Source organism: Bifidobacterium sp. SO1 (assembly GCF_018555335.1).
Classification (GTDB): Bacteria; Actinomycetota; Actinomycetes; order Actinomycetales; family Bifidobacteriaceae; genus Bifidobacterium; species Bifidobacterium simiiventris.
This window is the reverse complement of record NZ_JAFEJR010000010.1, coordinates 60,979-86,788: the sequence shown is the minus strand read 5'-3', so window position 1 is coordinate 86,788 and position 25,810 is coordinate 60,979. Positions and strand designations below refer to the sequence as shown.

Annotated in this window: 18 protein-coding genes and 1 tRNA gene; 13 read left to right on the top strand and 6 right to left on the bottom strand. The window is 63.9% G+C overall.

Going from position 1 to position 25,810, the window contains the following annotated elements; genetic code table 11:
- Nucleotides 1–18: 18 nt before the first annotated feature.
- Together JS541_RS09120 and JS541_RS09115 are read right to left on the bottom strand one after the other, a co-directional pair.
- Nucleotides 19–1,053 (bottom strand): glycosyltransferase family A protein, encoded by a 1,035-nt coding sequence (locus JS541_RS09120; protein WP_214374147.1) that lies wholly within the window; start codon nucleotides 1,051–1,053, stop codon nucleotides 19–21.
- A 294-nt stretch (nucleotides 1,054–1,347) separates the two neighbouring features.
- The gene (locus JS541_RS09115) at nucleotides 1,348–2,088 is read right to left on the bottom strand and encodes a TetR/AcrR family transcriptional regulator (protein ID WP_214374146.1); all 741 of its coding nucleotides are present in this window, start codon (nucleotides 2,086–2,088) and stop codon (nucleotides 1,348–1,350) included.
- Between the two features lie 99 nt (nucleotides 2,089–2,187).
- Between JS541_RS09115 and ftsY the strand changes: the two genes are divergently transcribed.
- From ftsY to JS541_RS09095, 4 genes are all read left to right on the top strand, one after another.
- Nucleotides 2,188–3,450, top strand: a complete 1,263-nt coding sequence (gene ftsY, locus JS541_RS09110; protein ID WP_214374145.1) for a signal recognition particle-docking protein FtsY — start codon at nucleotides 2,188–2,190, stop codon at nucleotides 3,448–3,450.
- 508 nt (nucleotides 3,451–3,958) lie between these two features.
- Nucleotides 3,959–5,242, top strand: coding sequence for an ammonium transporter (locus JS541_RS09105; protein WP_214374144.1), 1,284 nt, complete (start codon nucleotides 3,959–3,961; stop codon nucleotides 5,240–5,242).
- Between the two features lies 1 nt (nucleotide 5,243).
- Nucleotides 5,244–5,582 (top strand): P-II family nitrogen regulator, encoded by a 339-nt coding sequence (locus tag JS541_RS09100; RefSeq protein ID WP_152357965.1) that lies wholly within the window; start codon nucleotides 5,244–5,246, stop codon nucleotides 5,580–5,582.
- A 147-nt stretch (nucleotides 5,583–5,729) separates the two neighbouring features.
- Nucleotides 5,730–7,562 (top strand): nucleotidyltransferase domain-containing protein, encoded by a 1,833-nt coding sequence (locus JS541_RS09095; RefSeq protein WP_214374143.1) that lies wholly within the window; start codon nucleotides 5,730–5,732, stop codon nucleotides 7,560–7,562.
- Between the two features lie 31 nt (nucleotides 7,563–7,593).
- Here the strand turns inward: JS541_RS09095 and JS541_RS09090 are convergent, their stop codons facing one another.
- Nucleotides 7,594–8,946 carry an MATE family efflux transporter gene (locus tag JS541_RS09090; RefSeq protein ID WP_214374142.1) on the bottom strand — a complete coding sequence of 451 codons (1,353 nt, stop codon included), beginning with the start codon at nucleotides 8,944–8,946 and terminating at the stop codon, nucleotides 7,594–7,596.
- A gap of 501 nt (nucleotides 8,947–9,447) precedes the next feature.
- Between JS541_RS09090 and pnuC the strand changes: the two genes are divergently transcribed.
- The 5 genes from pnuC (at nucleotide 9,448) to JS541_RS09065 (ending at nucleotide 15,422) form a co-directional block, all read left to right on the top strand.
- Nucleotides 9,448–10,281, top strand: coding sequence for a nicotinamide riboside transporter PnuC (pnuC, locus tag JS541_RS09085; protein ID WP_240539308.1), 834 nt, complete (start codon nucleotides 9,448–9,450; stop codon nucleotides 10,279–10,281).
- A 6-nt stretch (nucleotides 10,282–10,287) separates the two neighbouring features.
- Nucleotides 10,288–11,430, top strand: a complete 1,143-nt coding sequence (locus tag JS541_RS09080; RefSeq protein WP_214374141.1) for an AAA family ATPase — start codon at nucleotides 10,288–10,290, stop codon at nucleotides 11,428–11,430.
- A 121-nt stretch (nucleotides 11,431–11,551) separates the two neighbouring features.
- Entirely contained in the window at nucleotides 11,552–13,000 is a 1,449-nt protein-coding gene (gene dnaB, locus JS541_RS09075; protein WP_214374140.1) for a replicative DNA helicase, read from the top strand.
- Nucleotides 13,001–13,003: 3 nt separating this feature from the next.
- Entirely contained in the window at nucleotides 13,004–14,521 is a 1,518-nt protein-coding gene (locus JS541_RS09070) for a Mur ligase family protein (RefSeq protein WP_214374139.1), read from the top strand.
- Nucleotides 14,522–14,666: 145 nt separating this feature from the next.
- Nucleotides 14,667–15,422, top strand: a complete 756-nt coding sequence (locus tag JS541_RS09065; RefSeq protein WP_214374167.1) for a glutamine amidotransferase — start codon at nucleotides 14,667–14,669, stop codon at nucleotides 15,420–15,422.
- A gap of 357 nt (nucleotides 15,423–15,779) precedes the next feature.
- On the opposite strand, the gene JS541_RS09060 is transcribed toward JS541_RS09065, so the two are convergent.
- Nucleotides 15,780–15,852: transfer RNA gene (locus JS541_RS09060), tRNA-Ala, on the bottom strand.
- Between the two features lie 51 nt (nucleotides 15,853–15,903).
- On the bottom strand, nucleotides 15,904–16,776 hold the full coding sequence (locus JS541_RS09055; protein ID WP_214374138.1) for a hypothetical protein: 873 nt from the start codon (nucleotides 16,774–16,776) through the stop codon (nucleotides 15,904–15,906).
- 239 nt (nucleotides 16,777–17,015) lie between these two features.
- Here JS541_RS09055 and JS541_RS09050 point away from each other — a divergent pair, with 239 nt between their 5' ends.
- A complete protein-coding gene (locus tag JS541_RS09050; protein WP_214374137.1) occupies nucleotides 17,016–20,399 on the top strand; it encodes a glycoside hydrolase family 3 protein in 3,384 nt (1,127 codons plus the stop codon).
- Between the two features lie 241 nt (nucleotides 20,400–20,640).
- On the opposite strand, the gene JS541_RS09045 is transcribed toward JS541_RS09050, so the two are convergent.
- Nucleotides 20,641–21,306 (bottom strand): DUF624 domain-containing protein, encoded by a 666-nt coding sequence (locus JS541_RS09045; protein ID WP_214374136.1) that lies wholly within the window; start codon nucleotides 21,304–21,306, stop codon nucleotides 20,641–20,643.
- A gap of 220 nt (nucleotides 21,307–21,526) precedes the next feature.
- Here JS541_RS09045 and JS541_RS09040 point away from each other — a divergent pair, with 220 nt between their 5' ends.
- The 3 genes from JS541_RS09040 (at nucleotide 21,527) to JS541_RS09030 (ending at nucleotide 25,629) form a co-directional block, all read left to right on the top strand.
- Entirely contained in the window at nucleotides 21,527–22,513 is a 987-nt protein-coding gene (locus tag JS541_RS09040; protein WP_240539307.1) for an ABC transporter permease subunit, read from the top strand.
- Nucleotides 22,514–22,541: 28 nt separating this feature from the next.
- Nucleotides 22,542–23,474: a carbohydrate ABC transporter permease gene (locus tag JS541_RS09035; protein ID WP_214374134.1), complete on the top strand. Its 933-nt coding sequence runs from the start codon at nucleotides 22,542–22,544 to the stop codon at nucleotides 23,472–23,474.
- Nucleotides 23,475–23,847: 373 nt separating this feature from the next.
- Nucleotides 23,848–25,629 carry an ABC transporter substrate-binding protein gene (locus JS541_RS09030; RefSeq protein WP_214374133.1) on the top strand — a complete coding sequence of 594 codons (1,782 nt, stop codon included), beginning with the start codon at nucleotides 23,848–23,850 and terminating at the stop codon, nucleotides 25,627–25,629.
- Nucleotides 25,630–25,810: the final 181 nt, after the last annotated feature.

Genomic DNA, 25,810 nt, shown 5'->3' with positions numbered 1-25,810 from the left:
GCTCCGCGCAACTCCCGATCAGTTGAAGCCGACGACGCGTTCGGCGATCACGTAACCGTGACGGATCAGCCATCGGCCTACCGGACCGCGCAGGTTGATCGCCCGCGCCATCACCTTGCGTCGCACATCATGCGCGATCGCCGGCGAATGCGCCTCGATCGCCGCCCACATGCGCTTCTTCTTCTCGTAGTTCTCCGGGTCACGCGACAGGATCAGGAACACCGACGTCACGCAGCTTTCGATCGTGAGGAAGTGGATCATGTACTTGTACAGCCCGTCCGGCACGGTGCCCGGCTCCGGCGTCGCTGCGACCATGCGCTCGTTCACCAGAATCAGCTGGTCGACGCGGCGGATCATCACGTCGGTCTGCACCGACTGGCCCTCGCGGCCGATGAAGTAGTGATAGTACGGCATGTCGAGGTACATCATCGTGCGCACCTTGGTGAACGGCTGGTACGCGTAGATGAAATCGACGTAGAACGTGTGCTCGGGCAGCACCATGCCGGACTCGCGCACGACTTCGGTGCGGAACGTGAGCGCATGCATGAGGATGTACTCGGCGAGGCCGAAGTGGCCCAGGTCGTCCCATGTGAGGATTTCGCCGGCGCGCATCGCATGACGGAAGTTGACCGTGTGCAGGCGGCGCTTGCCGACCTTGTCATAGACGTAGTTCGACACGACCATGTCGACCGGGCTGTCCGATGCGCATTGCGAGCGCAGCGTGTCCATCATCGTGTCGATCGACTGCGAGTCGATCCAGTCGTCCGCGTCCACGACCTTGACGTACGTGCCGCGGGCGTTCGCAATGCCGGTGTTGACCGCGCCGCCGTGGCCCTTGTTCGGCTGGTGGATCGCACGGACGTTCGCGGGCCAGCGGCGCGCGTATGCGTCGGCCAGCGCCGGGGTCGAGTCATGCGAGCCGTCGTCGACGATGAGCACCTCGATGTCGCTCGTGTCACTTGCCTGCAGCAGCGACGTGACGCAGCGCTCGAGGTATTCCTCCATGTTGTATGCGGGCACGATGAAGGTCAGTGTGGTCGCGTTCTGGTTCATGGTCTCCTCGGGGTTGTCCCTCGCTGCCGGTTGTTGCTTACCCCAAGCTAGCACTAGCGTCTTATCTGACGCTAGACTTCAGGCCGATCTGCACATTCCGCGGCATGAACAGTCGGGTCTCGTGGCGGAAATGTCTCGCTGAGGGTTATGTCAGCGAGCGAAAACCGCCACGCAGGTATCCGCGTGGCGGAAATGTCTCGCTGAGGATGGGCCGAGTGAGCGAAAACCGCCACGCGGTGCCATGCGGATGGCGCCTGGCCTGATCGGATGGGCGATGAGAGGGATGCGTCGGGTTTATTCCGCGGTTTGGCTGATATCGGACGAGACCTGCGACTGATCGGATCGTGCGGTCGATTGCCGTTCGGCGGAACCGTCCGTGGTCTGGGCCGCGGCCGGTCTCGGTTCGTTGTCCTCACGATGATTGCGCGCGCGTTTGCCCTCGAACCGCAGCGCCGGCTTGGAGTCGAGCCGCGACAGGCCGTGCCATGCGAGATCGACGATGTATGCGGCGAGCTGCTCCTTGCTGACTTTTGGCCGGTCGGCCCAGTACTGGCCGGTGAAGACGATCATGCCGACGAGCATCTGCGCGTAGTACGGCACGCCCTTGGTCGACAGCTTCTGCCGTTTGAACGATGCGGTGAGCAGGTCCTCGACCTGCAGCGAGATGTCGCCGAGCAGCGAGCTGAACGAGCCGGCCGGATCGGTGCTCGGCGAGTCGCGCACGAGGACCTGAAAGCCGTCCGCGTTCTGTTCGATGTACGTGAGCAGCGCGAGCGCCGCACGTTCGACGATCTGCCGCGGATGCGCGTCCGGATCGGTGAGCGTGGCCGTGATCGTGCTGGTCAACGTTTGCATCTCGCGGTCGACGATCACCGCGTACAGGCCTTCCTTGCCGCCGAAATGCTCGTAGACGATCGGCTTGCTCACCTTCGCGGTCGCGGCGATCTCCTCCACGCTCACCGCTTCGAACCCCTTCGCGGCGAACAGCGCGCGCCCGACCTGGATGAGCTGTTCGCGGCGCTGGAGTGATGTCATGCGTGACGTATTTCCCATAATGCCCCAGTCTAGCCGGGCGGCGGATTGGGGCGGGAGCGTGGGATTTTGGCTGTCCGTTGCGGTTTTTAGGCTGGGGGTATGGATACGAATGTGATTATCGGCATTGTGGCCGTGGTGGCCATCGCCGTGTTGTTGATCGCGTGGGGCGTGTGGAACGACCGCTCGCGCAAGGCCGCGCTCAAGCGTGCCGAAGACGAGGCCAAGGCCCGTGCGGATGCGCGGATCGCGGCCGAGGAAGCCGAGGAGCGCAAGGCGCAGGCCGCTGCGGCGGAGAGTGCTCAAGCGGCCGCTCAGTCCTCCGACGCCTCGAGCGAAGGCGAAGCCGTAGTCGAGAAATCCGTACAGACGGAACTCGCTCAAACCTCAGAGCCGGCCGCTGCCCCCGCCGCCGCGCCGAAGCCCGTGGAAACTCCGGAAACGGCCGGCTCGCGCATCCAGCGACTCAAGGCCAAGCTCGCCAATAGCGCGAATCCGTTCGGCAAGGCGCTGTTCGCGATCCTCACCAAAGACAACCTGTCCGAATCCGACTGGGAGGACGTCGAGGATACGTTGCTGCTCGCCGATGTCGGCGCGGAGGCCAGCGAACAGCTGGTCGACGAGCTGCGCAAGGACGCCCGCATCACCGGCAAGGCCGACGCGGCGGAAGTCCGTGCCAGCCTGCGTGAGAAGCTGCTCGATCTCGTCGGCCGCGATACCGACCGTCGACTCAACGCGAACAAGGACGGCGCGAACAAGCCATCCGTCATCATCATGGTCGGCGTCAACGGCACCGGCAAGACCACGACCGCCGGCAAGCTCGCGCGACTGTTCGTCTCCGAGCACAAGCAGGTCGTGATGGGCGCCGCCGACACGTTCCGCGCGGCCGCGGCCGACCAGCTCGAAACGTGGGGCGCGAAGGTGAACGTGCCGGTCGTGCGCTCCGACAAGGACGGCGCGGATCCGGCGTCCGTCGCGTTCGAGGCGAGCGCGAAGGCCAAGGAGATGGGCGCCGATGTGCTCATCATCGACACGGCCGGGCGTTTGCAGAACAAGGCCAACCTGATGGACGAGCTGGGCAAGATCCGGCGCGTGACCGAGAAGAACCTGCCTGTGGACGAGGTGCTGCTCGTGCTCGATGCGACCACCGGCCAGAACGGCATGACGCAGGCCAAGGTGTTCGCCGAGGCGATCGGCATCACCGGCGTCGTGCTCTCCAAGCTTGATGGTTCGGCCAAGGGGGGCATCGTGATCTCCGTGCAGAAGGAGCTCGGAGTTCCGGTCAAGCTTGTGGGCTTGGGCGAAGGCCCCGACGACCTCGCGCCGTTCGACCCCGAAGGCTTCGTCGACGGCATTCTGGCGTAAGGCCGGCCTTGGCTTCCTCGGTTGAGGGAGCTGTCGCGCGTAGCGAGACTGAGGGAGCGTCACACCTTTCGCGTTCCGCAGCTACGAAGGTCGAAGTGTGTACGCTCCCTCAGTCAGCCTTCGGCTGCCAGCTCCCTCAACCGAGGGAGCCGAGAAAGGTAAACGTCCGTACAGTGAAACGTCCGCACCTTGCGAAATCGGGTGCGGACGTTTGTTCGTAACATCGTCGTCGTCCGTGCAATGTCGCACGGCAAAACCGCGCGAATCCGCCGTCCTGCATACCTTTGTCATACCGCGCGGTCTCCTCCGCGGCGTCGTCCGCGAACCACAATCCGTCCAGTCCGGCACCTCCTCGTTTTACATGCGCGTAACGTTCCGTAACCTGTTCACAACACGCGCGGCGTTCCATACCGTCATGTGAGCTCCCCACAAAGGAGCGAAAAGAGTTACCCGGCCGCTCGGTTCGTGCAACGGGCTGGCGGACAAGACGAAAGAGAGGGAGGTTGACATGGACACTGGAAATGCTGCATGGATGTTGACATCCGCGTCCTTGGTTTTCCTCATGACGCCTGGTGTGGCGTTCTTCTATGGCGGCATGGTTCGTGCCAAGGCCGTACTGAACATGCTGATGCTGGAGGCCGCCGCGCTGTCGGTCACCGCGATCATCTGGACACTGTGGGGCTGGTCGATCGCGTACGCCGGCACCTCGATCGGCGGCATCTTCGGTGACCCGGCCACCGGTTTCCTGCTCAAGGATTCGATGGTCGCGCAGGACGGCGTCTTCACCGCCGCCAACACCGACGGCAACTACCCGGGCAGCATCGACGTCGCCTTCCAGACCACGTTCGCGATGATCACCGTGGGCCTGATCTGCGGCGCGATCGCCGAGCGCGTCAAGTACAGCACGTGGATGATCTTCGTCGCCCTGTGGATCACGTTCGACTACGCGCCGATGGCGCACATGGTCTGGAACCACGGTCTGCTCTCCGGTGACGGCGCGATCTCGCAGGCCATCGGCGCAGCCGCGCACGACTTCGCAGGCGGTACCGTCGTCCACATCAACGCCGCAGTCGCCGCGCTGATCATCGTCCTCATCATCGGCAAGCGCAAGGGCTTCGGCGTCACCCCGATCCGTCCGCACAACGTCCCGTTCGTCATGCTCGGCGCGTTCCTGCTGTGGTTCGGCTGGTTCGGCTTCAACGCCGGTTCCGCGTTCGGTGCGAACGGCACCGCCGGCTACGCCTGGGTCTCCACCACCGCTGCCGCCGCGGCCGCCATGCTCTCCTGGGGCTTCACCGAGAAGATCCGCACCGGCCACTACACCGCGATGGGTGCGGCCTCCGGTATGGTCGCCGGCCTCGTCGGCATCACCCCGGCCGCCGATGTCGTCTCCCCGCTGTGGGCCATCGTGCTCGGCGCGATCGTCGGCATTCTGACCTGCCTCGCCTGCGGCCTCAAGTTCAAGTTCGGCTACGACGACTCGCTTGACGTGGTCGGCGTGCACGGCGTCGGCGGTCTGACCGGCACCGTCCTCATCGGCTTTTTCGGCGAAGGCACCGGTCTGCTGGCCGGCGGCGACTGGAAGCAGCTCGTCGTGCAGATCGTCATCGCGCTCGTCGCGATCCTCTACTCCGGCGTGATCACCGCGATCATCGCGTTCGCGCTCGAGAAGACCGTCGGCTGGCGCGTCACCGAAGCCCAGGAGGTCGGTGGAATCGATCTCGCCGATCAGGGCGAACGCGCGTACGATTTTGCTGGAACTGCCAGCTCTGTTCTCAAGGAGGTGAGGTGAGATGAAGCTCATCACCGCTATCATCCAGCCCCATAAGCTCGACGATGTCAAGGAGGCGCTCGCCGCTGCCGGCGTGCACGGCCTGACCGTCTCCGAAGCCAACGGCTACGGCCGTCAGCGCGGCCACACCGAGGTCTACCGCGGCGCCGAATACACCGTGGACCTGATTCCGAAGATCCGCATCGAAGTCCTCTCGGACGACGCCGACGCCGAGACCCTGGTTGACGTGATCGTCAAGTCCGCCGGCTCCGGCACGATCGGCGACGGCAAGGTCTGGGTTGCGCCGCTCGACTCCGTGACCCGCGTGCGTACCGGCGAGACCGGTTCCGCCGCGATCTAACAGACTCCCGAGCCGCGCGTTCGGCCTTGTGCCGGGTGGCCGGTTCGGGCATCAGTAAGACAGATCCCCGCACGCAGCGTTACGCCGTGCGGGGATTTTTCGTTTCGTACTTATCTCCCTCATCTCGGGGAGTCGAGAGGAATGTATATGACTTCGGCGGTCGACAAACTCAAAGCACGGTTCATGGATCTCAGCCAGCCCGACGGCGACGGCATCTACCGCAATGGCGCGGCCAAACGCGCGGCCCGCACCGAGCTCGCGGTCGGCGCGCTGCGGCAACTGTGGGCCGAGGCGACCGCCGGCGTCTCGTTCGACGTGCCGTCAACCGGCATCGGCCTGGCCGCGGTCGGTTCGCTCGCGCGCGGGCAGATCGGCCCGTCGTCCGACATCGATCTCGTCATCATCTACGAACCGCACGCGGTCAACGATCAACAACTCAACGAACTCGCCAACAAGATCTGGTATCCGATGTGGGATTCCGGACTCGACCTCGACCATTCCGTGCGCACGCGGCAACAGTGCGAAGCCGTCACCGACAAGGATCTGCCGGCGGCGATGGGATGGCTCGACGTGCTGCCGCTCGCCGGCGACACGGGGCTGATCGACGCCACGGCCGCGTCGATTCTCGAACGCTGGCGCAAGGCCGCGCGCAAACGTCTGCCGGAACTGCTCGAATCCGCCGAAAAACGACTGAACGAGTTCGGGCGGCTGCCGTATCTAAACCAGCCGGACATCAAGGAGACGCGCGGCGGACTGCGCGATTCGGTGCTCGTCTCCGCGCTCGCCGCGTCGTGGCTCGCGGACCGGCCGCACGGCGCGTACGACGAGGCGGTCGAGGCACTGCTCGACGTGCGCGACTGCATCCACTTGGTCGCGAACAAAGACACGAACCTGCTGTTGCCGCCATACCAGGCCAAGGTCGCGGCCATGCTCGGCTTCGCGGACCCGACCCTGCCCGAAGGCGAGCGCGAGGCGAAATCCATCGAGGACTTGCAGACGCGACTGGCGCGCATCGGGCGCACGATCGCGTTCTCGCTCGATTCGACGGCCTCGCGCGCCGAACATTCGCTGACGCACGAGAAGCCGCGGTTCTCGTTCTTCCAGATGATGAACCCGCGGGCTGGCGGCAAGCGCGAGGCGCCGACATTCGAGGTGCTGGCGCCGGGGGTGGTCTCGCACGAGCGCGAAGTGGTGCTGGCTCCCGGCGTGGATCCGTCGCGCGACGCGACGTTGGCGCTGCGGGTTGCGACCGCCGCGGCCGAGTTCGAGCTGCCGATCAATCCGGCCACGCTCACGAACCTGCGGCGTTGCCCGATCCGTGATTCGGTGTGGAGCGGGGAGGCGCGTGACCTGTTCGTGCGGCTGCTGGCATCCGGGCCGGCGCTGCTCGACGTGTGGGACGAACTCGACTTCGTGGATATTCCGGGACGTTGGATTCCGGAGTGGCTGGGCATTCGCAACCGGCCGAGCGCGTCGGCGGCGCACCGGTACACCATCGACCGGCACAGCGTCGAGGTGGTGACGCGGCTCGGGCGCGAGTCGGCGGCGGCTTCCGGGGAGCGGTACGACGACGCGCATTACACGGCGTTGCTGCTGGCCGGTCTGCTGCACGACATCGGCAAACGGCCGTTCGTGACCGATCATGCGGCGGAAGGTGCGAAGCATGTGCCGGTGATTTTGAAGCGCATGGGGTTTGACCGTGACGTGGTGCGCTGGGCCACCGTGTTGGTGCGCGAGCATCTGACGCTGTCGGAATTCGCGACCGGGCGCAACCCCTCGGACCCGTCTGTGGGGGATGAACTGGCTGGGCGGCTCGACCATGACCTGATGCTGTTGGACATGCTCTTCGATCTGACCCGTGCGGATGGGTCGTCGCTGGGCGCGACGGCGGGCGAGCAGATCACCAAGCAGTACGGGTGGTCGAAATGGCGCGAATCGCTGGTGCGGGCCATGTACAACGCCACGCGGTACCACATGTGAGAGGCGACGGCGGGCGATTCCGCCAGCGTTGTCAACGCATCCAACGGTCGGTGCGGATTCGCGCGCCGTTGAACGCGGCCCGTACGCCGACGAACAGCACGTTGATGATGACCCACAGCACGGCCATCCGTGCGGTGTCGCCAGTGATGAGCCAGCCGTCGAGCGCATTGACGGCAGCCAGAGCCGGCAGATATATCGCGGTGGTCACCGTGCAGCCGACCGCCAGATACCGGTAGTCGCCCGCGCCGATGAGGATGCCGTCGAGCGCCCACATCCAACCGCCGAGCGGCAGAAATACGGCCAGCACGATGCAGCCCACCACGATGAGGTGCCGCACATCGGGCGTGGGGGAGAACAGAGGAGCCGCGGCCGACCCGATGACTGCGAGTCCGACGCCGAGCACCGCTCCGGTCCACGCTCCGGCGCGCCCCGCCACACGGGTCATGGCCTGGGCGTTGCCGCGCCGCCCGGCACCCAGTTCCGTGGCGACGAGCGTCTGCCCTGCGATGCCGATCGCGTCCAGCATGTTGATCACGAAGTTCCAGCTCGAATTGACGGCCTGGTAGCCGGCCAGCACGGTCACGCCCATATGCGTGGCCAGCACCACCGTGCCCACCATCGAGACGCGCAATGCCAACGTACGCACGAACAGCGGCACGCCGTCGCTCGCCGTATGCATGATGCCGGCCAGCCGCGGCCGCCAACTCGCGCCGTCCGCCCGCGCCCACAGCAGCGCCGGCACGACAAGAAACAGGCCCATGAGCCATTGCGCGATCAACGTCGCCGCGCCCGACCCCGTGACGCCCCAACGGAACCCGAATACGAACAGCACGTCGAGCACGGTATTCGCCGCCGCGCCGCCCGCCGCCGCGATCAGCGTGATCCGTACCTTGCGCAACCCGCGAAAAATCCCGTTCGCCGCATACACGAGCAGCATGCCCGGCAGGCCGAAGACCACCGCCCGCAGGTAGTCGACCGCGTTTTCCAGCACCGCCCCGCGCGCACCCATCGCGGCGCACAATGGTTCGGCCGTGACGAACAGCGTGGCGGAGACGATCGTTCCGATTCCCAACGCCAGCCATAACCCGTCGATGCCGGCTTCGAGTCCCTCGCGTCGCCGTCCCGCGCCGATCAGCCGCGCCACCTGCGACGTGGTGCCGTACGCCAGAAACACGCACAGGCCGACCGTGGTGAGCACAATGGTCGAACCGACTGAAAGTCCGGCAAGCGCCGCGTCGCCGATATGCCCGACGATGGCCGTATCGATGAGCACGAACGCCGGTTCGGCGATGAGCTGGCCGAACGTGGGCACCGCCAGCGCGAGGATCTGCCGGCCTGCGGATGCGCGGGATGCCTGTCCGTCATTTCGGTTCGTGATGGTCATATGGCTTTACCGTACTCAGCGGTATGGCGCTATGGCACGCATGCGTATGAACGGCGTCGATCCGGACGGGCCCATGCAGGCGTGGTCGCGTCTGCTGACGATGGATGTGGCTTATATCACATCATACGGCGGGAGACAAATCGACTGTCCATCCACAATGGGTTATCCACGGCTTATCCCCATGTTATCCACAGAGTTATCCCCAATATGTGGATAACTCTGTGGATTATGCACACGGTTATCCTCGAAATGTGGATAACTCATTTTTCTTATCCACATTGCACAATCCGTGCGTGTCGCACCGGAAAAGCCGGCATGAACGCACGGTGACGACTACGTTGCACGCGTTGCGGCCGCAGCGTGCGTCCGCCCATCGAACCACTAATAGTCGTAGTGACTATATCTCGTTGTACCGTATCCCTGACAGATGTGATGCCGCGCGCCGATTGACCGACGATCAACGGACGGACAGCCGCGGAACATACTACGAGAGAGGTTCTCATGAACGATCTTATGAACGGCGTCAGGAACGCCGTCGACCCCCGGCGCGTCGTGCGCGAACTGCTGGACTTCAAGCCGGGCGAATTCACGCTGATCGGTGCGATGCTGCTCGCGCAGATCATCTCCTTCATCTTCGCCGGCTCGTACACCGCCGCCGACTGGATCGGCCTGATCTCCGGCATCTGCATCGTCTTCAACCTCATCCTCGTCGACCGTGGCCGCCTGACCAACTATCTGTGGGGCTTCCTCGGCTGCGCGACGTGGCTGTGGGTCGCCGTCATGAACCACCTCGTCGGCGACATCTTCTCCCAGATCTTCTACGTTGTCATGCAGTTCGTCGGCGTGTACGTCTGGCAGCGTCAGCTCGACCGCCAGCGCAACGCGGACACGCCCGCGGACGGCAAGAGCGAATCGGTCGGCTCGGCCGAGGTCAAGGCCCGCAACATCACCTGGTGGCAGGGCCTGCTTGCGATCGTGTTCACCGTCGCCGTCTACCTGATCGTCGTGTTCACGTCGCACGCGACCGGCGGCGTGCAGATCTGGCTCGACGGCACGCTGCTGCCGCTCGGCATCATCGGCCAGGTGCTGATGACCTACGGCTATCGTTCGCAGTGGATCGCGTGGCTGCTGCTCGACGTCATCAAGGTCGTCATCTGGTGGAACCAGCTCGCCGCCGGCGGCCCGGGTGCGATGTCGATGTTCGTGCTGCAGGTCGTCATGCTCGTCAACGGCTTCTACGGCACGTGGGTGTGGTTCCACAAGGACAGCGTGATCTCCGAGGCCGCCGCGAAGACCGCCGCCAACGCCGCCCAGCCGGCCGCCGTGAAGGCCTGACCCGCGATGCCCAGCTGCAACCTCACCACCGCGCCGCTGACCGGCTCGCGTTTCGCGGTCGTCGTCAGCCGGTTCAGTCCGCTGCACGCCGGCCTCGAGCAGCGCATCTACTCGCTCGCGTCGACCTACGACGGCGTGATCCTCGTACTCGCCTCGCGCCCCGATCCGGCCGACGGCATCGGCCTCGACTCGCTGACCGGCCTGAGCGCGCGCAACCGCTTGCGCTACCTGCGCGAGGCGTTCAACGACGATCCGGCCATCAGCCCGAAGAAACTCATCTGGGCCGACGCCGACACCGCCGCGGACGCGCCCGCATGGATCAAGCAGCTCAAGGACGTCGCACGCTCGGCCGTCTCCCCGGCATCACTCGCCGCGCATCCCACGTTCACGGTCATCACCGACATCACCGCCGTCGACCGCACCCTGCGCAACGCGTGGGACGGCAACGAACACTGGTCGGTCGGCGACTTCGTCCCGGCTTCCGACGAACTGCAGCGCACGATCTGCGCCGCGCCGCACGATCGCAAGTACTGGCCGGTCATCAACCACACGTTCCGCCGCGAGTTCACGACCGTCGTGCTCGTCGTCGGCAGTGCGTCGGTCGGCAAGACCACGATGGTCACGCGGCTGTCGAAACTGTTCGACGCGCCGATCGCCGTCGAATACGCGCGCGAGTTCGAAGAGGCCTGCAACGTGGACGACGACGAGCTCACCGCGTTCGACTACCAGCGGCTCATCCTGAGCAAATTCGCGCAGAACGAGCAGGCGCTCGCCTCAGATGCGAACCACGGCATCGTCTTCCTCGACACCGACGCGATGGTCACCAAAACCTATGTGGAACGCTACCTGCCGCCCGAGGAGGCCGCACGGCTCGACTCGACGTTCGACATGGTGATCCGCCAGGAACGCCCCGATCTGGTGCTCGTGATCCCGCCCGTCACCGAGTACGTGGACGACGGGTTCCGCGCGATGCAGTGGGCGTCAGACCGGTACAAGTTCCACGAGACGCTGATGAAGGTGCTCGGCGAATCGCCGTATGCGGACCGGGTCGTCATGCTGGACGACCGCACGTTCGCCGAGCGTGACGCGCGCGCGATCCGGGTGATCGCCGAACGCACCGGATTCGAGCCGCGCCCGACCGCGGCGTGACGGCACTTGGCCCGCGCTTGCGACCGTGCTACGGGGATATGCGCGGCCGCAAGCAGAACGGGCGAGACGCCGCGCGCAGGAACGGCGCAAGGATGCTGAGGGCGCTCTATACTCGGTGACTATGGCAGACGGAACTACTTGGGATGAAACGCGCGCGCAGGAACGGCGCGGCGGAGAGGGCAACGGCACCGGCGGCAGCGGCAATGCCGCACCGGTGCGCGACGCGCTGTTCGACCGCGTGCCGCCGCACGACGACGACGCGGAGATGGCCGTGCTCGGCGGCATGCTGATGAGCAAGGACGCCATCGGCGAAGTCTCGCAGATGATCGACGTGACCGACTTCTACCAGCCGAAGCACCAGACGATCTACGACGCGATCATCGGCCTGTTCTCCGCGTCGCAGCCGGTCGACGTGGTGCTCGTGGCGAACAAGCTGCTCGCGGAAGGCAACCTCGAGAAGGTCGGCGGCGCGGACTATCTGCACAGTCTCGTCGCCTCCGTGCCGACCGCCGCGAACGCCACGTACTACGCCGACATCGTGCACCAGCGCGCGGTGCTGCGCAACGTGATCGCGGCCGGCACCAAGATCGCGCAGCTCGGCTATTCGGCGGAAGGATCGCAGGCCGAGGACGTGGTGAACCTCGCACAGGCCGAAGTCTACGAGATGAGCGTGGGCAAGGTGCGGCAGGACTACTCCGCGATCGGCCCGGTCGTGCAGGAGACGCTCGAGCAGCTCGACAAACTGCAGAACGGCCAGATGGAGAAGGGCGTGCCGACCGGATTCACCGACATCGACGACGTGACGCAGGGCCTGCAGCCCGGCCAGATGATCGTCGTCGCCGGCCGACCCGCGATGGGCAAGTCCACGCTCGGCATCGATTTCGCGCGTGCCGCCGCGCTCAAGCACGGCCTGACCACCGTGGTCTTCAGCCTGGAGATGAGCAAGGTGGAACTCGCGCAGCGCATCATCTCCGCCGAAACCGGCATCCCCCTCGTCGTGCTGCGTCGCGCGGATGCCGAGAACCTGACCTCCGACCGCTGGACGCAACTCAACAATTTCTGGGCGCGCATGCAGGACGCGCCGCTGTTCATCGACGACTCGCCGAACATGTCCCTCATGGAGATCCGCGCGAAATGCCGCCGACTCAAGCAGACCAACGACCTGAAGCTTGTCGTGATCGACTACCTGCAGCTCATGACCTCCGGCAAGCATGTGGAAAGCCGACAGCAAGAGGTGTCCGAGTTCTCGCGTGCGTTGAAGCTGCTCGCCAAGGAGCTCGAGGTGCCGGTCGTGGCGCTTTCGCAGCTCAACCGTGGCCCGGAAATGCGTAACGACAAGAAGCCGCAGCTGTCCGACCTGCGTGAATCCGGCTCGATCGAACAGGACGCCGACGTGGTGTTCCTCGTGCATCGCCCGGACTTCTACGACAAGGAGGATCGGCCCGGCGAGGCGGACATCATCATGGCGAAGCACCGCAACGGTCCGACCGAAACATTCCACCTGGTGTTCCAGGGCGACCGTTCGCGCTTCAACAACATGCCGCAGGACTACAACAACCAGGGGGTGTGATCGATGGTCTGGAATTCCTTCGCGACGCCGGCGATCGGCAAGCTCGTGCGCGCTGCCGCCCGCGTGACCAGGCACGGCGGTTCCGCGTTTCCCGGCAGGATCGCCGAGCGGATCGATCCTGGATTCCTTGCGCGCACATTGGCGCAACTGCCGCTCGGCGTGGTGCTCGTTTCCGGCACGAACGGCAAGACGACGACCACGCGCATGGTCGCATCGATGCTGTCCGATCTGGGATTGCGCGTGTTCACGAACCCGACCGGATCGAACTTCACGCGCGGTGTCGTCTCCGCGCTGCTGGAACGCGTGACGCTCGGCGGCCGGCTGGACGCCGACATCGCCGTGCTCGAGCTGGACGAGGCGTACGCCGTGCATTTCGTGCGGCAGGTGCGACCGCGGTACGCGCTGCTGCTCAACGTGATGCGCGATCAGCTCGACCGGTTCGGTGAGATCGACAATACCGCGCGGCTGCTCGGTCATGTGGCCGAGGCGACGACCGGCACGGTGGTACTCAACCGCGAGGACCCGCGCATCGCACGACTGGCCGAGCTGGTGCGTGAACCGGGTGCGAACGTGCGTTATTTCGGCTTGAGCGACGACCTGCGATCGTTCTTCCCGTCCGACGACGACATGGCGACGACCGTCGCGGTGGAAGAGGATTCCCCTTCTCGGCCCTCTCGGATGAGGGAGTTGTCGGCGCAGCTGACTGGGGGAGAGACAGGCGGTTCCATCCCCGACGACAGTGCCACGGACCATTCTCCTATGCCCGACGACGATCCCCATGAGCGACCGCTCCCCGCCGACGTGACGCTCACCCGAGTGGGCGACCACGAGGCCGACTTCCTCATCGCCGGCGAAACGCAGCCCCGCACCACCTCCGTGAAGCTCGAAGGAGTCTACAACCTGTATAACGCGGCGGCCGCGCTCGCCGTCGTGCGCGCGGTCGTGGCCGATGCCGGTCGCTTCGTCCGTCCGACCGGTAAGACGGCCGCCGGGTTCGCCGACCGCCTGCACACGTTCGCGCAAACCGGTGCCGATCCCGAAGCCATGCTCGCGGCTGTCTCCCGCGTCACTCCGGCGTTCGGCCGCGGCGAGGTCATCGACGTCAACGGCCAGCCGACCGAACTGCTGCTCGTCAAGAACCCGATGGGGTTCCGCCTCTCGCTCGCCAGCTTCCCGCCGACCGCCGGCACCGACACGATGATCGTCATCAACGACGAATACGCCGACGGCCGCGACATGAGCTGGCTATGGGACGTCGACTTCACCAGCCTGCGTGAAACGGGCGTGAAACAGGTCTCCGGCGTGCGCGCGTGGGACATGGCCCTGCGACTCGAATACGATCAGGTGCCGGTCGGCGCGGTCGACACCGACATCGACGCCGCGCTCGCCACGTTCGTACGCCCCGATCCGAACCGCCCGCACGCGACCAAGCACATCTACTGCACGTACACCTCCATGCTCAAGGTGCGCGCCGCCCTCGCCCGCATCGCCGACGTCGCCGACGCCGGCGTCGGCCAGTAACGTCTCCCGTCATGTCGACCGAGGCGAAGCCGAGCGGAGACATCTTCGGACGCTTGGCAAGCAAGATTCCCCGGCTTCGCTGCGCTTCGCTCGAAATGACCATCAGTAAGAATCGGCTGTGCCTCGCGCAACAGAGAAGGAAGTCATCATGACCACCATCGACATCATGTCCCTCTACCCGAAAGACATGAACATCTACGGCGATTCCGGCAACGTGCTCACCATCACGCGTCGTCTCGCGCTCTACGGCTACGAGCCGCGCGTCACCGCATACAACCAAGGCGACGACTGGCCGGACCACGTCGACATGATCCTCGGCGGCGGCGGTCAGGACACCGGCCAGAAGAAGATCATCGACGATCTGTTTCACCGCGCCGATATGCTGCGAACGTTGGCCGCCGACGGCGTGCCGATGCTCATGATCTGCGGTCTGTACCAGTTGTTCGGCGAGTATTTCGAGACGATCGACGGCACGCGGCTCGACGGCATCGGTGTGATCGGGGCATATACGGTCGGCCAGGACGTGCGCATGATCGGCAATCTGGTCGAACATGCCGACGATTTCGGCGACGTGATCGGCTACGAGAACCATTCCGGCCAGACGTTCCTGCGCGACGGCGTGCGGGCCTTGGGGCGCGTGGACGCGGAAGGCCGCGGCAACAACGGCGAGGACCATACCGAGGGTGCGCGCGTGAACAACGTGATCGGCACGTACATGCATGGCTCGCTGCTGCCGAAGAACCCGAAGATCGCGGATTTCCTGATCCGCACGGCCGTCGAACGCCGCTATGGCGCGTTCGAACCGGAGCGACATCAGTCCGCCGAACAGCGCGAGGCTCTGGTCCACCTCAATGCGACCGCCGAGCAGGCCCGCCGCGTCGCCGCGTCCCGTCCGCGGTAGCGTCCGTCCGTTGCGCCGACCGTTTTCCGCTATTTGCAGGAGCCTGTTGGCGGGAAACGGACGCTGGGCGGGCCGGTAATGTCCGTTTCCCGTTAGGATTCGATCATGCTGGAGGGAAACGGACTCTGAACGGGCCGGAGACGTCCGTTTCCGTCTAAGATCCGAGCATATTGGCGGAAAACGGACTCAAGTAGGCGGGGAAAGCATCCATTCTGTTCCTGTAGGCCCCATACCGCCAGAAGACCGGAGTCGGAGTCCCGAGAGCGGAGACATAAGATGCGCATCGCCTGCGGATCGCCCCCATGCCGGCTGTGAAAAAGAAAAAGGCCGATCCCGGTGGAATGGAATCGGCCTTCGTGGAGCTGATGGTAATCGAAACCACGACCTCTTCGATGCGAACGAAGCGCTCTACCAACTGAGCTACAGCCCCGTGGATGTTGTCTTGCTCCGCAGGACAACTCGCAACACTATAATAGGGTTTTCACTCAGACGCAAATCGGCGTGTGAAGATTTGGTGAGAGTGCGTGCCGCCTCCGGTAACGCCTGTTTCGCCGTCGTCATTGCCGTTCGAAAGTTCCGTGATCAGCCGGATATGGCGGGGTAGTCCTTCCAACGTATCCGGGAACGCCTGGCTGAACCGCGTGGGCGTGCCGTCCATGCCATCTGAGCCGTCCGCACCCGCACCGTCCGGCGTATAGATGCCGGCGGTCATGCCGGTTACGTAATACGCCGTCGGCAGTTCGGTGACCGGTTCCTGCAGATACACCTGCGTCGGGTAGCTGGCCAGCGCCTCGTCGCTCAGCTTGAATCGCTGCAGGAACAGCAGCCGCGTGTCCCCGACGCACATGATCGTCTCGGCAGTGGAATACCGGCCGATGCTGGGTGTCGCCGCGTCGTCCGGGGAACCAGCCTGCCGCACCGTGATCACGTCGCCGATCGAGACGTCGCCCTTGATCGCGTCGTACACGGCCACGTCATGGCTGGTCGTGCCGAGCAGCATGTCGTCCGCCCGGTCGGTGCTGGATCCGAGCACGGTGCCGATGACGATCAGGTCGCTGTCGTCGGCCAGTTCGTCGATCGAGTCGTAATACCGTGCGCGTTCGTAGAATCCACCGCCGATGCCCGTACCGTCCGCCGACGCACGGATTGCGCAGGCGTCCTGCGTGCGAGGTGCGGTCATTGCGGCGATGGAATTGCCGTCGGAGTTCGCATCGTCATCGGATTGTGCGGCTGACTGGCCGCATCCTGCTAGGCCGGCGACGATCAGTGCCGCGCAGACGGTCGCTGCGAGACGGTTCATCGTGGTGCGGTCTGCCATGCGGAAGACGGAATCGTGGTGTTGCGTGCGGATCATGATCATATCTCCTTCGCCGGTGAAGTCGATGGTTTCATGATATCGGTGAATGGTGTATGCCGGGCCGTGAGAGCGCTCACAATGGCTTATTTATAATGTTATAGATAAGTCGTTGCGCATGATTATGCTGAATGACGATGTGCGATCGCATACGATGTCCGCGCGGCCGGAGATGGCCTGCGGGGATGATATGCGACGGACAGAGCCAGTACCTGCAAGACCGCAACAAGGAAGTCGCCATGTCTGATCACGAACCGCAGCAGCACGCCAACGATCGCCGATCGCGGACCGGGACTCAAGCCGAACCCCAGTCCGTATCCAAGACCGCCGGCAACGGCGCAATTGCCGGTGAATCGTCCGTCTACGATACTCCGCTGTGGGATGCGTCGCTGCCCGTCGAAGCCCGCGTGGACTGGCTGTTGGGCGCCATGACCCTCGAGGAGAAGCTCGGTTTCCTCGCCACTAGCACGCCGGATCTGCCGCGGCTGGGCATCACACGTTGCTACATCGGCAGCGAGGCCGCACACGGCATCGAGGCACGGCACGATCAGGGCGCCCATCCTACCGCGCCCGAGGTCACCACGTCACTGCCGCAGCCGATCGGCATGGCCGCCACATGGGATACGGAGCTGCTTGAGGAAGCCGGAGCCGCGGTCGGCACTGAGGCGCGTGTGCTGTGGCACCGGCATCCCGAAGGCGGCCTGTTCCGCTGGGCGCCGACCGTCGATCTCGAGCGTGATCCGCGTTGGGGACGCAACGAGGAGGGGTACGGCGAGGATCCGGTGCTCACCGGCTGCACGGCTGGTGCATACGTTCGCGGCATGCAGGGAGGCGGCCCTGAGGAGACGAGCGATCATCTGCGCATCTCCGCCGCGCTCAAGCACTTCTTCGCCAACAACGTGGAAGACGGCCGCTGCATTACGAACTCCGTCGTCGATGCCCGCAACCGGCACGAGTACTACTACGAGCCGTTCCGCCGCTGCATCGAACAAGCCGGCGCGACCTCGGTGATGACCTCCTACAACGCGGTGAACGGCACCGTGCAGATGCACGATCCGCGCGTCGAAGAGCTGCTGCACGGCGAATACGGTCTCAATGGGCACGTTGTCAGCGACGGTGGCGCGGTCTCACTCGTGCATGACGCCAGGCACGACACCGCTTCGCACGCCGAAACGGTGGCCCGGTCGATCAAGGCCGGCGTGGACTGCATGACCGATGATATGAATATGGTGCATACGGCCGTATGCAATGCGTGGGAGCGTGGCCTGCTCGACGAGGCGGACATCGACCGCGCACTGCGGCGGTCGTTCACGACCAAGATCCGGCTCGGTCTGTACGACAGGCCTGCACACGATGGCAGTGCGCCGGCCAATCCGTTCGACGCGGTGAGCGAGGCGGACATCGACTCGCCGGAGCATCGCGCGATCGCGCTGCGCGTGGCGGAGGAGTCCGTGGTGCTGCTCAAGAACGACGGACTGCTGCCGTTTGCGGATGGACGTCAGCCGGATGATGCGGGGCGAGTTGAGGAAAAGATTGCTCCGCTCACTGCGCCCGGTCGAAATGACGGTGAAGCTACGTTTGATCGGGAGGACGAGGTCAATGTCGCGGTGATCGGGCCGCTGGCTGACCAGTGGTTCCAGGACTGGTACGGCGGCGAACCGCCGTTCCGTTCGACCGTGCTCGACGGCGTGCGGTGCACGTTGCCGGCCGGAACTGCCGTCGCATCCGATGACGCGCTCGACGTGGTGGTGCTGCGGTTCGACGGCCGGTACGCGGCGCTCGATGATGACGGCGTGCTGTATGCGACCGAGAACCGCGAACAAGCGGAACGGTTCCGATTCCAGGATTGGGGCGACGGTGCGCTGACCTTCCGGGCCGAATCCAACGGACTGTACCTGACCGCGGAGGACGACGGCACGATTCGCGTCGGCAAACGTATTCCATTCGGCTGGTTCGTCAAGGAAGTGTTCCGTCTGACTGCGGACGGCCGACTGGCCACGTGGAGTGACGTGCCGCTGCAAGTGGATGACAACGGCCGTATTCATGCGGTGAAGGAAACCGATCTGAGCGCCCAACGCATCGGCGTACCGCAAACGGTTGCGATTGGCGGGCAGGAGACGGAGGATTCCGCGGCGTCGCTGCGTTCTGTTGACAATGAGCGGCGTGTGGCTGGCAGCAATGACGCGGCGGTCAATACCCGTGAGACGCCGGAAAACGGCGGTATCAAGCCGTTTGCGATGGATATCGTCGAGTGTGGCCTGGAACGGGCCGCGGCGCTCGCCGGTCGTAGCCGAGTGGTGATCGCCGCGGTCGGCTGCTGCTCGGTCATCAACGGCAAGGAGGACGCCGATCGTCCGTCCACCGCATTCCCACCGGCGCAGCGCGCGCTGATGCAAACGTTGCTGCACGCCAATCCGCGCACGGCGATGGCGCTCGTGAGCAACTACCCGTACGACATCGACTGGGAACAGGCGTATGTGCCGGCGATCGTATGGTCGGCGTCGGGCGGCCAGTCGATGGGCGAGGCGATCGCCCGCGTGCTGTTCGGTGCGGCCACGCCGGCGGGCCGTTTGCCGCAGACCTGGTATGGCGAACGCGTCGCATTGCCCGACAAGAACGACTACGACATCATCGTCACGAAACGTACGTACCAATGGCATGACGGCGACGTGCTGTACCCGTTCGGGCATGGCCTGACTTATGCGCCGTTCGAGTACTCCGATGCGCATGTGACCGCGATCGCGGATGGCGACGGCGGTGAGACTGCTGCCTTGCATGCGAGCGTATGCATCACCAACGTTGGCAATACGCCGTCCGACGAGGTCGTGCAGATCTATGTGCGTCATCCCGCACAAGAGACAGTGCCAATGCCGAACCGCAGACTGGTGGCGTTTCGTCGCGTGCGCGACGTGCAGCCGGGGGAGTGCCGTACGGTCGAGTTCGACATTCCGCGCGAGGAACTTCGCATCTTCGACGTGCGCAAGGGCGGGTTCCGCGTGCCGGACGGCGAATATGCGGTCGAGGCCGGCGCGTCGAGCGCCGATATCCGAACGATGGTGTCGGTGCAGGTCAAGGGCGAACGGCCGGTAGCCCGTCCCCGTGGCCAATGGATCCCTGTCGATCATTGGGACGAATCCGCCAATGCCGATCTGATCGCCGCCGAACCGCTGCCCGGCCAACGTAACAGTGAGGCCTGCGCGCTGGTGCCGCATGAAGCGCCGCAGGCCCGGCGCGCTCGGGGCGAGATCACGCCCGACGAATTGGCGGAGATCCTCGCGAAGGCTTCAGCCAGGACTGACGCCGTGGACTGCGCGGCACCTGCACGCGCGGACGATGCTGCTTCCGCAACGGGCGTCGTCGGGCCCACCGGCCTGACCGGGAAGAAGACCGACGCGTTGCCGTCGCAATCCGTCGCGTCGGCTCGATTCGCCGGATTCGAGCCGTTTGTGCTTGGTGCGAAGCTGCGTCTGTCCGGAACCGGCATCAACGGGATACGGGTGCAAACGGCCGAGTCGATCATCGATCCTGCCGAAGACGATTCTTTCCCATTGCCGGCAGGAGCCGACGAACTGACCCTGATCGTGCCCGTAGGATCCGCCGTCTCCGGCCTGTTGATCGAATAAACGACGAAAAGTGGGTAAATCTGGACACGAAAAACCATAAGTGGGTATTTCGGTACCATAACGGGGCCCAGAACAGGGCTACGTAGTACCGAAATACCCACTTATGAGTTTTCGAGGTTCCCAACGTCCGGATTTACCCACTTATGGCCGTCCTTAGCCGACGAGTGGCGGAAAAAATCTCTCGCTGGACGTACGCCCAGCGAGCCACGCACAGGTCGGCTCGGCCGGATCCCCGTCTGCCCTACTGAATCGAGGCGGATGGCATCGAGTAGTCGGGGGCCTCGCGCGGCTTGTTCGGATCCCCGCTGACGTTCTCGAACGCGCGCAGGAAGATCAGCGACTTCGCGTAGGCCAGCCACGAGAAGCCGAGCACGATAAACGCGATGCGGAACCATCCGGTGAACACGAACAGCGCGGCACCCGCCACGTCGATGGCGAGCAGTCCCAGCGTGTATTTGAAGGCCGCCCACGGCATCATGAACGCGTTCTTCAGAGTCGCCGTGAACGAGTTCGCGTACCGCGCCTGCAACGGCGAATAGTATTCGAACGTCAGCAGCGTCACCACCGCGACGATGATGAGCACCGGCATGGTCAGGTACGCGAGGTCGGTGTCGAGCGCGTTCCAGAAGACGAACGCGAACGTGGCGAACGCAAGCAGGATCAGGAAGATCACCGATGAGCCGAGTGCGGGCAGGAATTCGCGCTTGAGTCGCTTGAGGTATTCGCGTCCCAGATTGATGTCCTCGTTCTCGCCGTACGCGAACACCGTACTATAGAGCGCGGCTCGCGCAGGGCCGATCGTCACGATCGGAATGATGGTGACGATGAAGAGCAGATTGAGGATGACGTATCGCAGACACAGCGCGATGAACTGCCAGAATTTATTGTCCGGATTGAAGAAACTCATAGGACTCCAACTTTCGCGTTTCCTTGGAATTCCAAGTATACACGGCGGGTTTCTTCGACGATTTGACAAAGAATCGAAGACGCATATAATCTTATTTATAAGTTAATAAATAAGAGCTCTGCGGATGGGGACGACGATTGAAGTCGCGGATTCGCAGCAGAACCGATGCATCAGCGAAACCAAAGGAGGAATGATGCAATCGCAAGAGGAGAGCGGAAGCATGGCAGCGGGCAAGGGCTCGTCTGCCGCCTCCGGTGTCGCCAAGCGCGGCGCGGGGCGCAAGGCCAACAAGTCGAAGATCGAAACGAACAAGCAGCACGGCATCAAGCTGTGGCTGATGATCGTCCCGTTCCTGATCATGGCCGTCCTGTTCTGCTACCTGCCGCTGTTCGGCTGGGTGTACGCGTTCTTTGATTACCAGCCGCCGATCCCGCTCGAGGAGAGCGAGTTCGTCGGACTGCAGTGGTTCAAGATGCTCGTGCAGAACCCGGCGCAGCTGCGCACCATCGGCCAGGTGCTCATCAACACCTTCGCGATGTCCGGCCTGAACATCCTCACCTCGTTCTTCCCGCTGGTCTTCGCCATCGCCCTGAACGAGATCCGTGCGAAGTGGTTCAAGAACCTCATCCAGACGCTCACCACCCTGCCGAACTTCATTTCCTGGGTTCTGGTCTACGCCGTGGCCTTCGCGATGTTCTCCACCACCGGTATGTTCAACACCCTGCTTCAGGACCTCGGCCTGATCTCCGAGCCGCTCAAGTTCCTCGACTCCGACTCGCACACATGGCTCAAGATGCTGCTGTGGGGCATCTGGAAGGGCCTCGGCTGGGGCTCCATCATGTACCTCGCCGGCATCGCGGGCATCGATCCCGAGCTGTACGAAGCCGCTCAGGTGGACGGCGCCAACCGTCTCCAGCAGATCTGGAACGTCACCATCCCGCAGCTGCTGCCGACCTACTTCGTCCTGCTTATGCTCTCGATTTCCAACTTCCTGAACAACGGCATGGATCAGTACTACGTCTTCCAGAACGCGTTCAACATGCAGCACATCCAGGTCCTCGACCTCTACGTCTACAACGTGGGCATGGGCAACAGCTCGCTGTCGCTGGCAACCGCCATCTCCATGCTCAAGTCGTTGGTCAGCGTCGGCCTGCTGATCCTGGTCAACTGGCTGTCCAAGCGCACCCGTGGCGTGTCGATCGTCTGATTCGTGTCGAGGAATGTAAGGAAGCATCATGGCTAACAAAATCAAGCAAGGCGTGGCTCCGTCCCAGCGTCGTACCCGCGGCGAGGAAATCTACAACGTCTTCAACATCATCTTCTTCATCGTATTCGCGTTCATCTGCGTCTACCCGTTCTACTACCTGATCATCAACTCGATCTCGAACAACTCGGCCTCCGCGGCCGGCGAGGTCAACTGGATCCCGCAGGGCATCCACTGGGAGAACTACAAGGCGGTCTTCGCGCTCTCCGGCCTGAGCACCGCGGCGTTCGTCTCCGTGGCCCGTACCGTGATCGGTACCGTGCTCACCGTCATCGCCTCCGCGTTCCTGGGCTTCATGTTCACGCAGGAGAAGATGTGGGCGCGCAAGTTCTGGTACCGCTTCATCGTCATCACGATGTACTTCAACGCCGGCCTGATCCCGATGTTCATCACGATGAAGAACCTGCACCTGACCAACAACTTCTGGGTCTACGTGCTCCCGGCCATCGTCCAGCCGTTCAACATCATCCTCGTCAAGACCTTCGTCGAGTCGATCCCGCACTCGCTGCAGGAGGCCGCCGAGATGGACGGCGCCGGCACGCTGACGGTCTTCTGGAAGATCGTGCTGCCGATGATGTCCCCGATTCTCGCGACCGTCGGCATCTTCTCCGCAGTCGGCCAGTGGAACTCCTTCCAGGACACGCTGATCTACATGACCGACTCGAAACTGTGGTCGCTGCAGTACCTGCTGTACACCTACATCAACCAGGCCAACGCGCTGGCCGCCTCCGTGAAGGCGAGCGCGGGCACCGCGATGAACGTGGCGGCCCTCGCCACCCAGCAGACCCCGACCTCGATCCGCATGACCGTCTCCGTGATCGTCGTGCTCCCGATCCTGTTCGTCTACCCGTTCTTCCAGCGCTTCTTCGTCAAGGGCATGATGCTGGGCGCGGTGAAGGGCTGAGCCGTAATGAACAGTCCGGTGGACTGTTCATAGGCTCAGCCTGAGCGAGGCGGTAGCCGAGCGAAGGTCGGATTGAGTCCGAGCGTAGCGAGGTCCGCTGCTGCAGGGGCCGAAGGCGAGCCGTAATGAACAGTCCGGTGGACTGTTCATAGGCTCAGCCTGAGCGAGGCGAGAGCCGAGCGAAGGCAGCAGACAAGGCTCGCCGAAGGGCGAGTCCCTAATTGCAGCGCCGCAGGCGACGCGCACAATCCCCACAACTGAATAATGATCGGCCGGCTTCCAACGCCGGAAGCCGGCCGCCATAAAACAACCAACACAACACAGTTTTTCCCCATCCAGGAAATCAAGGAAAAGGAACAAGGAGGTTTCCGTCATGGAAATCAAGAAGAAGATCCAAGCGGTGCTGGCCACTGGCCTTGCCGCTGCGATGATGGTCTCGCTCGCGGCATGCGGCGGCGACAAGACCGCTTCCGAGGAGGACGACGGCTCGCTGATGACCGTCGACGTCTTCGACGGCCTCGCCAACTACCAGGGCGAGCAGAAGGGCTGGTTCGCCAAGATCATCAAGGACAAGTTCAACATCAAGCTGAACATCATCGCGCCGAACGTGGCCGGCGGCGGCTCCACCCTGTTCGACACCCGTTCCGCCTCGGGCAACCTGGGCGACATCATCATCTACGGCTACGACGGCGGCTACGGCTCCAAGATGGTCAAGGCCAAGCTGCTCGCCGACATGACCCCGTACCTCGACGGCATGGACTACATCAAGGGCCACCAGGCCGCGATCGACGCCATGAACAAGGTCATCGGCCAGGATTCCGGCGTTTGGGGCCTTCCGGGCTCCGTCTCCGACAAGGCTCCGACCGAGGCCTCCGAAGGCCTTGAGCCGACCTTCGGCCCGTACATCCGCTGGGATTACTACAAGGCGATCGGCTACCCGGAGATCGACACCCTCGAGGACCTGATTCCGGTGCTCAAGAAGATGCAGGACAAGGCCCGCGAGACCGAAGGCCGCAACGACATCTACGCCATGTCCCTGTTCAAGGACTGGGATGGCAACATGATGAACAACGCCAAGCAGCCGACCTGCTTCTACGGCTACGACGAGATGGGCTTCGTCCTGGCGAAGGCCGATGGTTCCGACTACCAGTCCATCACCGACAAGGACGGCATCTACGACCGCACCATCAAGTTCTTCAACGCCGCCTACCGTGCCGGCATCGTCGATCCTGAGTCCACCACCCAGAACTACGACACCATGAACTCCAAGTACAAGGACGGCAAGGTGCTCTTCTCCTTCTGGCCGTGGCTCGGTCAGGCCGCCTACAACACCAACGAGAACAAGGCCGCGGGCAAGGGCTTCATGATCGCCCCGCTCAAGGACCAGAAGATCTTCTCCTACGGCGCCACCCCGACCGGCGGCAAGACCTTCATCGGCATCGGCTCCCAGGCCAAGAACAAGCAGCGTCTGGTCAAGTTCATCAACTGGCTGTACTCTCCGGAAGGCGTGTACGACTCCGGCGCCCAGACCGGCGGCGCTGCCGGCCCGAAGGGTCTGAACTGGAACATCGAGGACGGCAAGCCGGTCCTGACCGACTTCGGCTCCAGCGTGCTCTCCGGCGCCAGCGAGAACGTTCCTGAGGAATACGGCGGCGGCTCCTACTCCGACGGCATCTCCGCCCTCAACTTCCCGACCGTGAACGTGAACGACAACGATCCGGACACCGGCTACCCGTACAACGCCTCGATGTGGCCGAGCGAGCTCGAGAAGGCCAACAACAACGCGCTGAACAAGGATTGGTCCGAGCACATGGGCGGCTACAGCACCACCATGGAGTACCTCGAGGCAAACAAGATGATCGACGTCGCCCCGGGCTCCGCATACATGACCCCGGACGAGAACTCCCAGATCACCACCCTGCGCGGCTCCGTCAAGACCGAGATCGTGAACGCCTCCTGGAAGGCCTCCTTCGCCTCCTCCGAGGCCGAGGCCGAGAAGATCATGGATCAGATGCGTGAGACCGTCAAGGGCCTCGGCATCGACCAGGTCCTCGAGGTGGATATGAAGAACGCCAAGGACCAGGACGCCGCCCGCAAGGCCGCCGTCAAGGCCTACAAGGCCGAGAACAAGGATTCCTCCTCCGACTCCAAGTGATTCGGCGATCGGGAATCCGAGTAACTCACCATCGATAACTCAATAGGTCGCAGGCGGTGCCCGTCGCCGCCCGCGACCATCAGGGCACCGGATCCGGCAACCGAATCCCGGTGCCCTTTTTGTATGTCCGACTTTGTATGTCCGGCCCGGCTTGATTCCAGTCCGACACGGTCCGACGTAC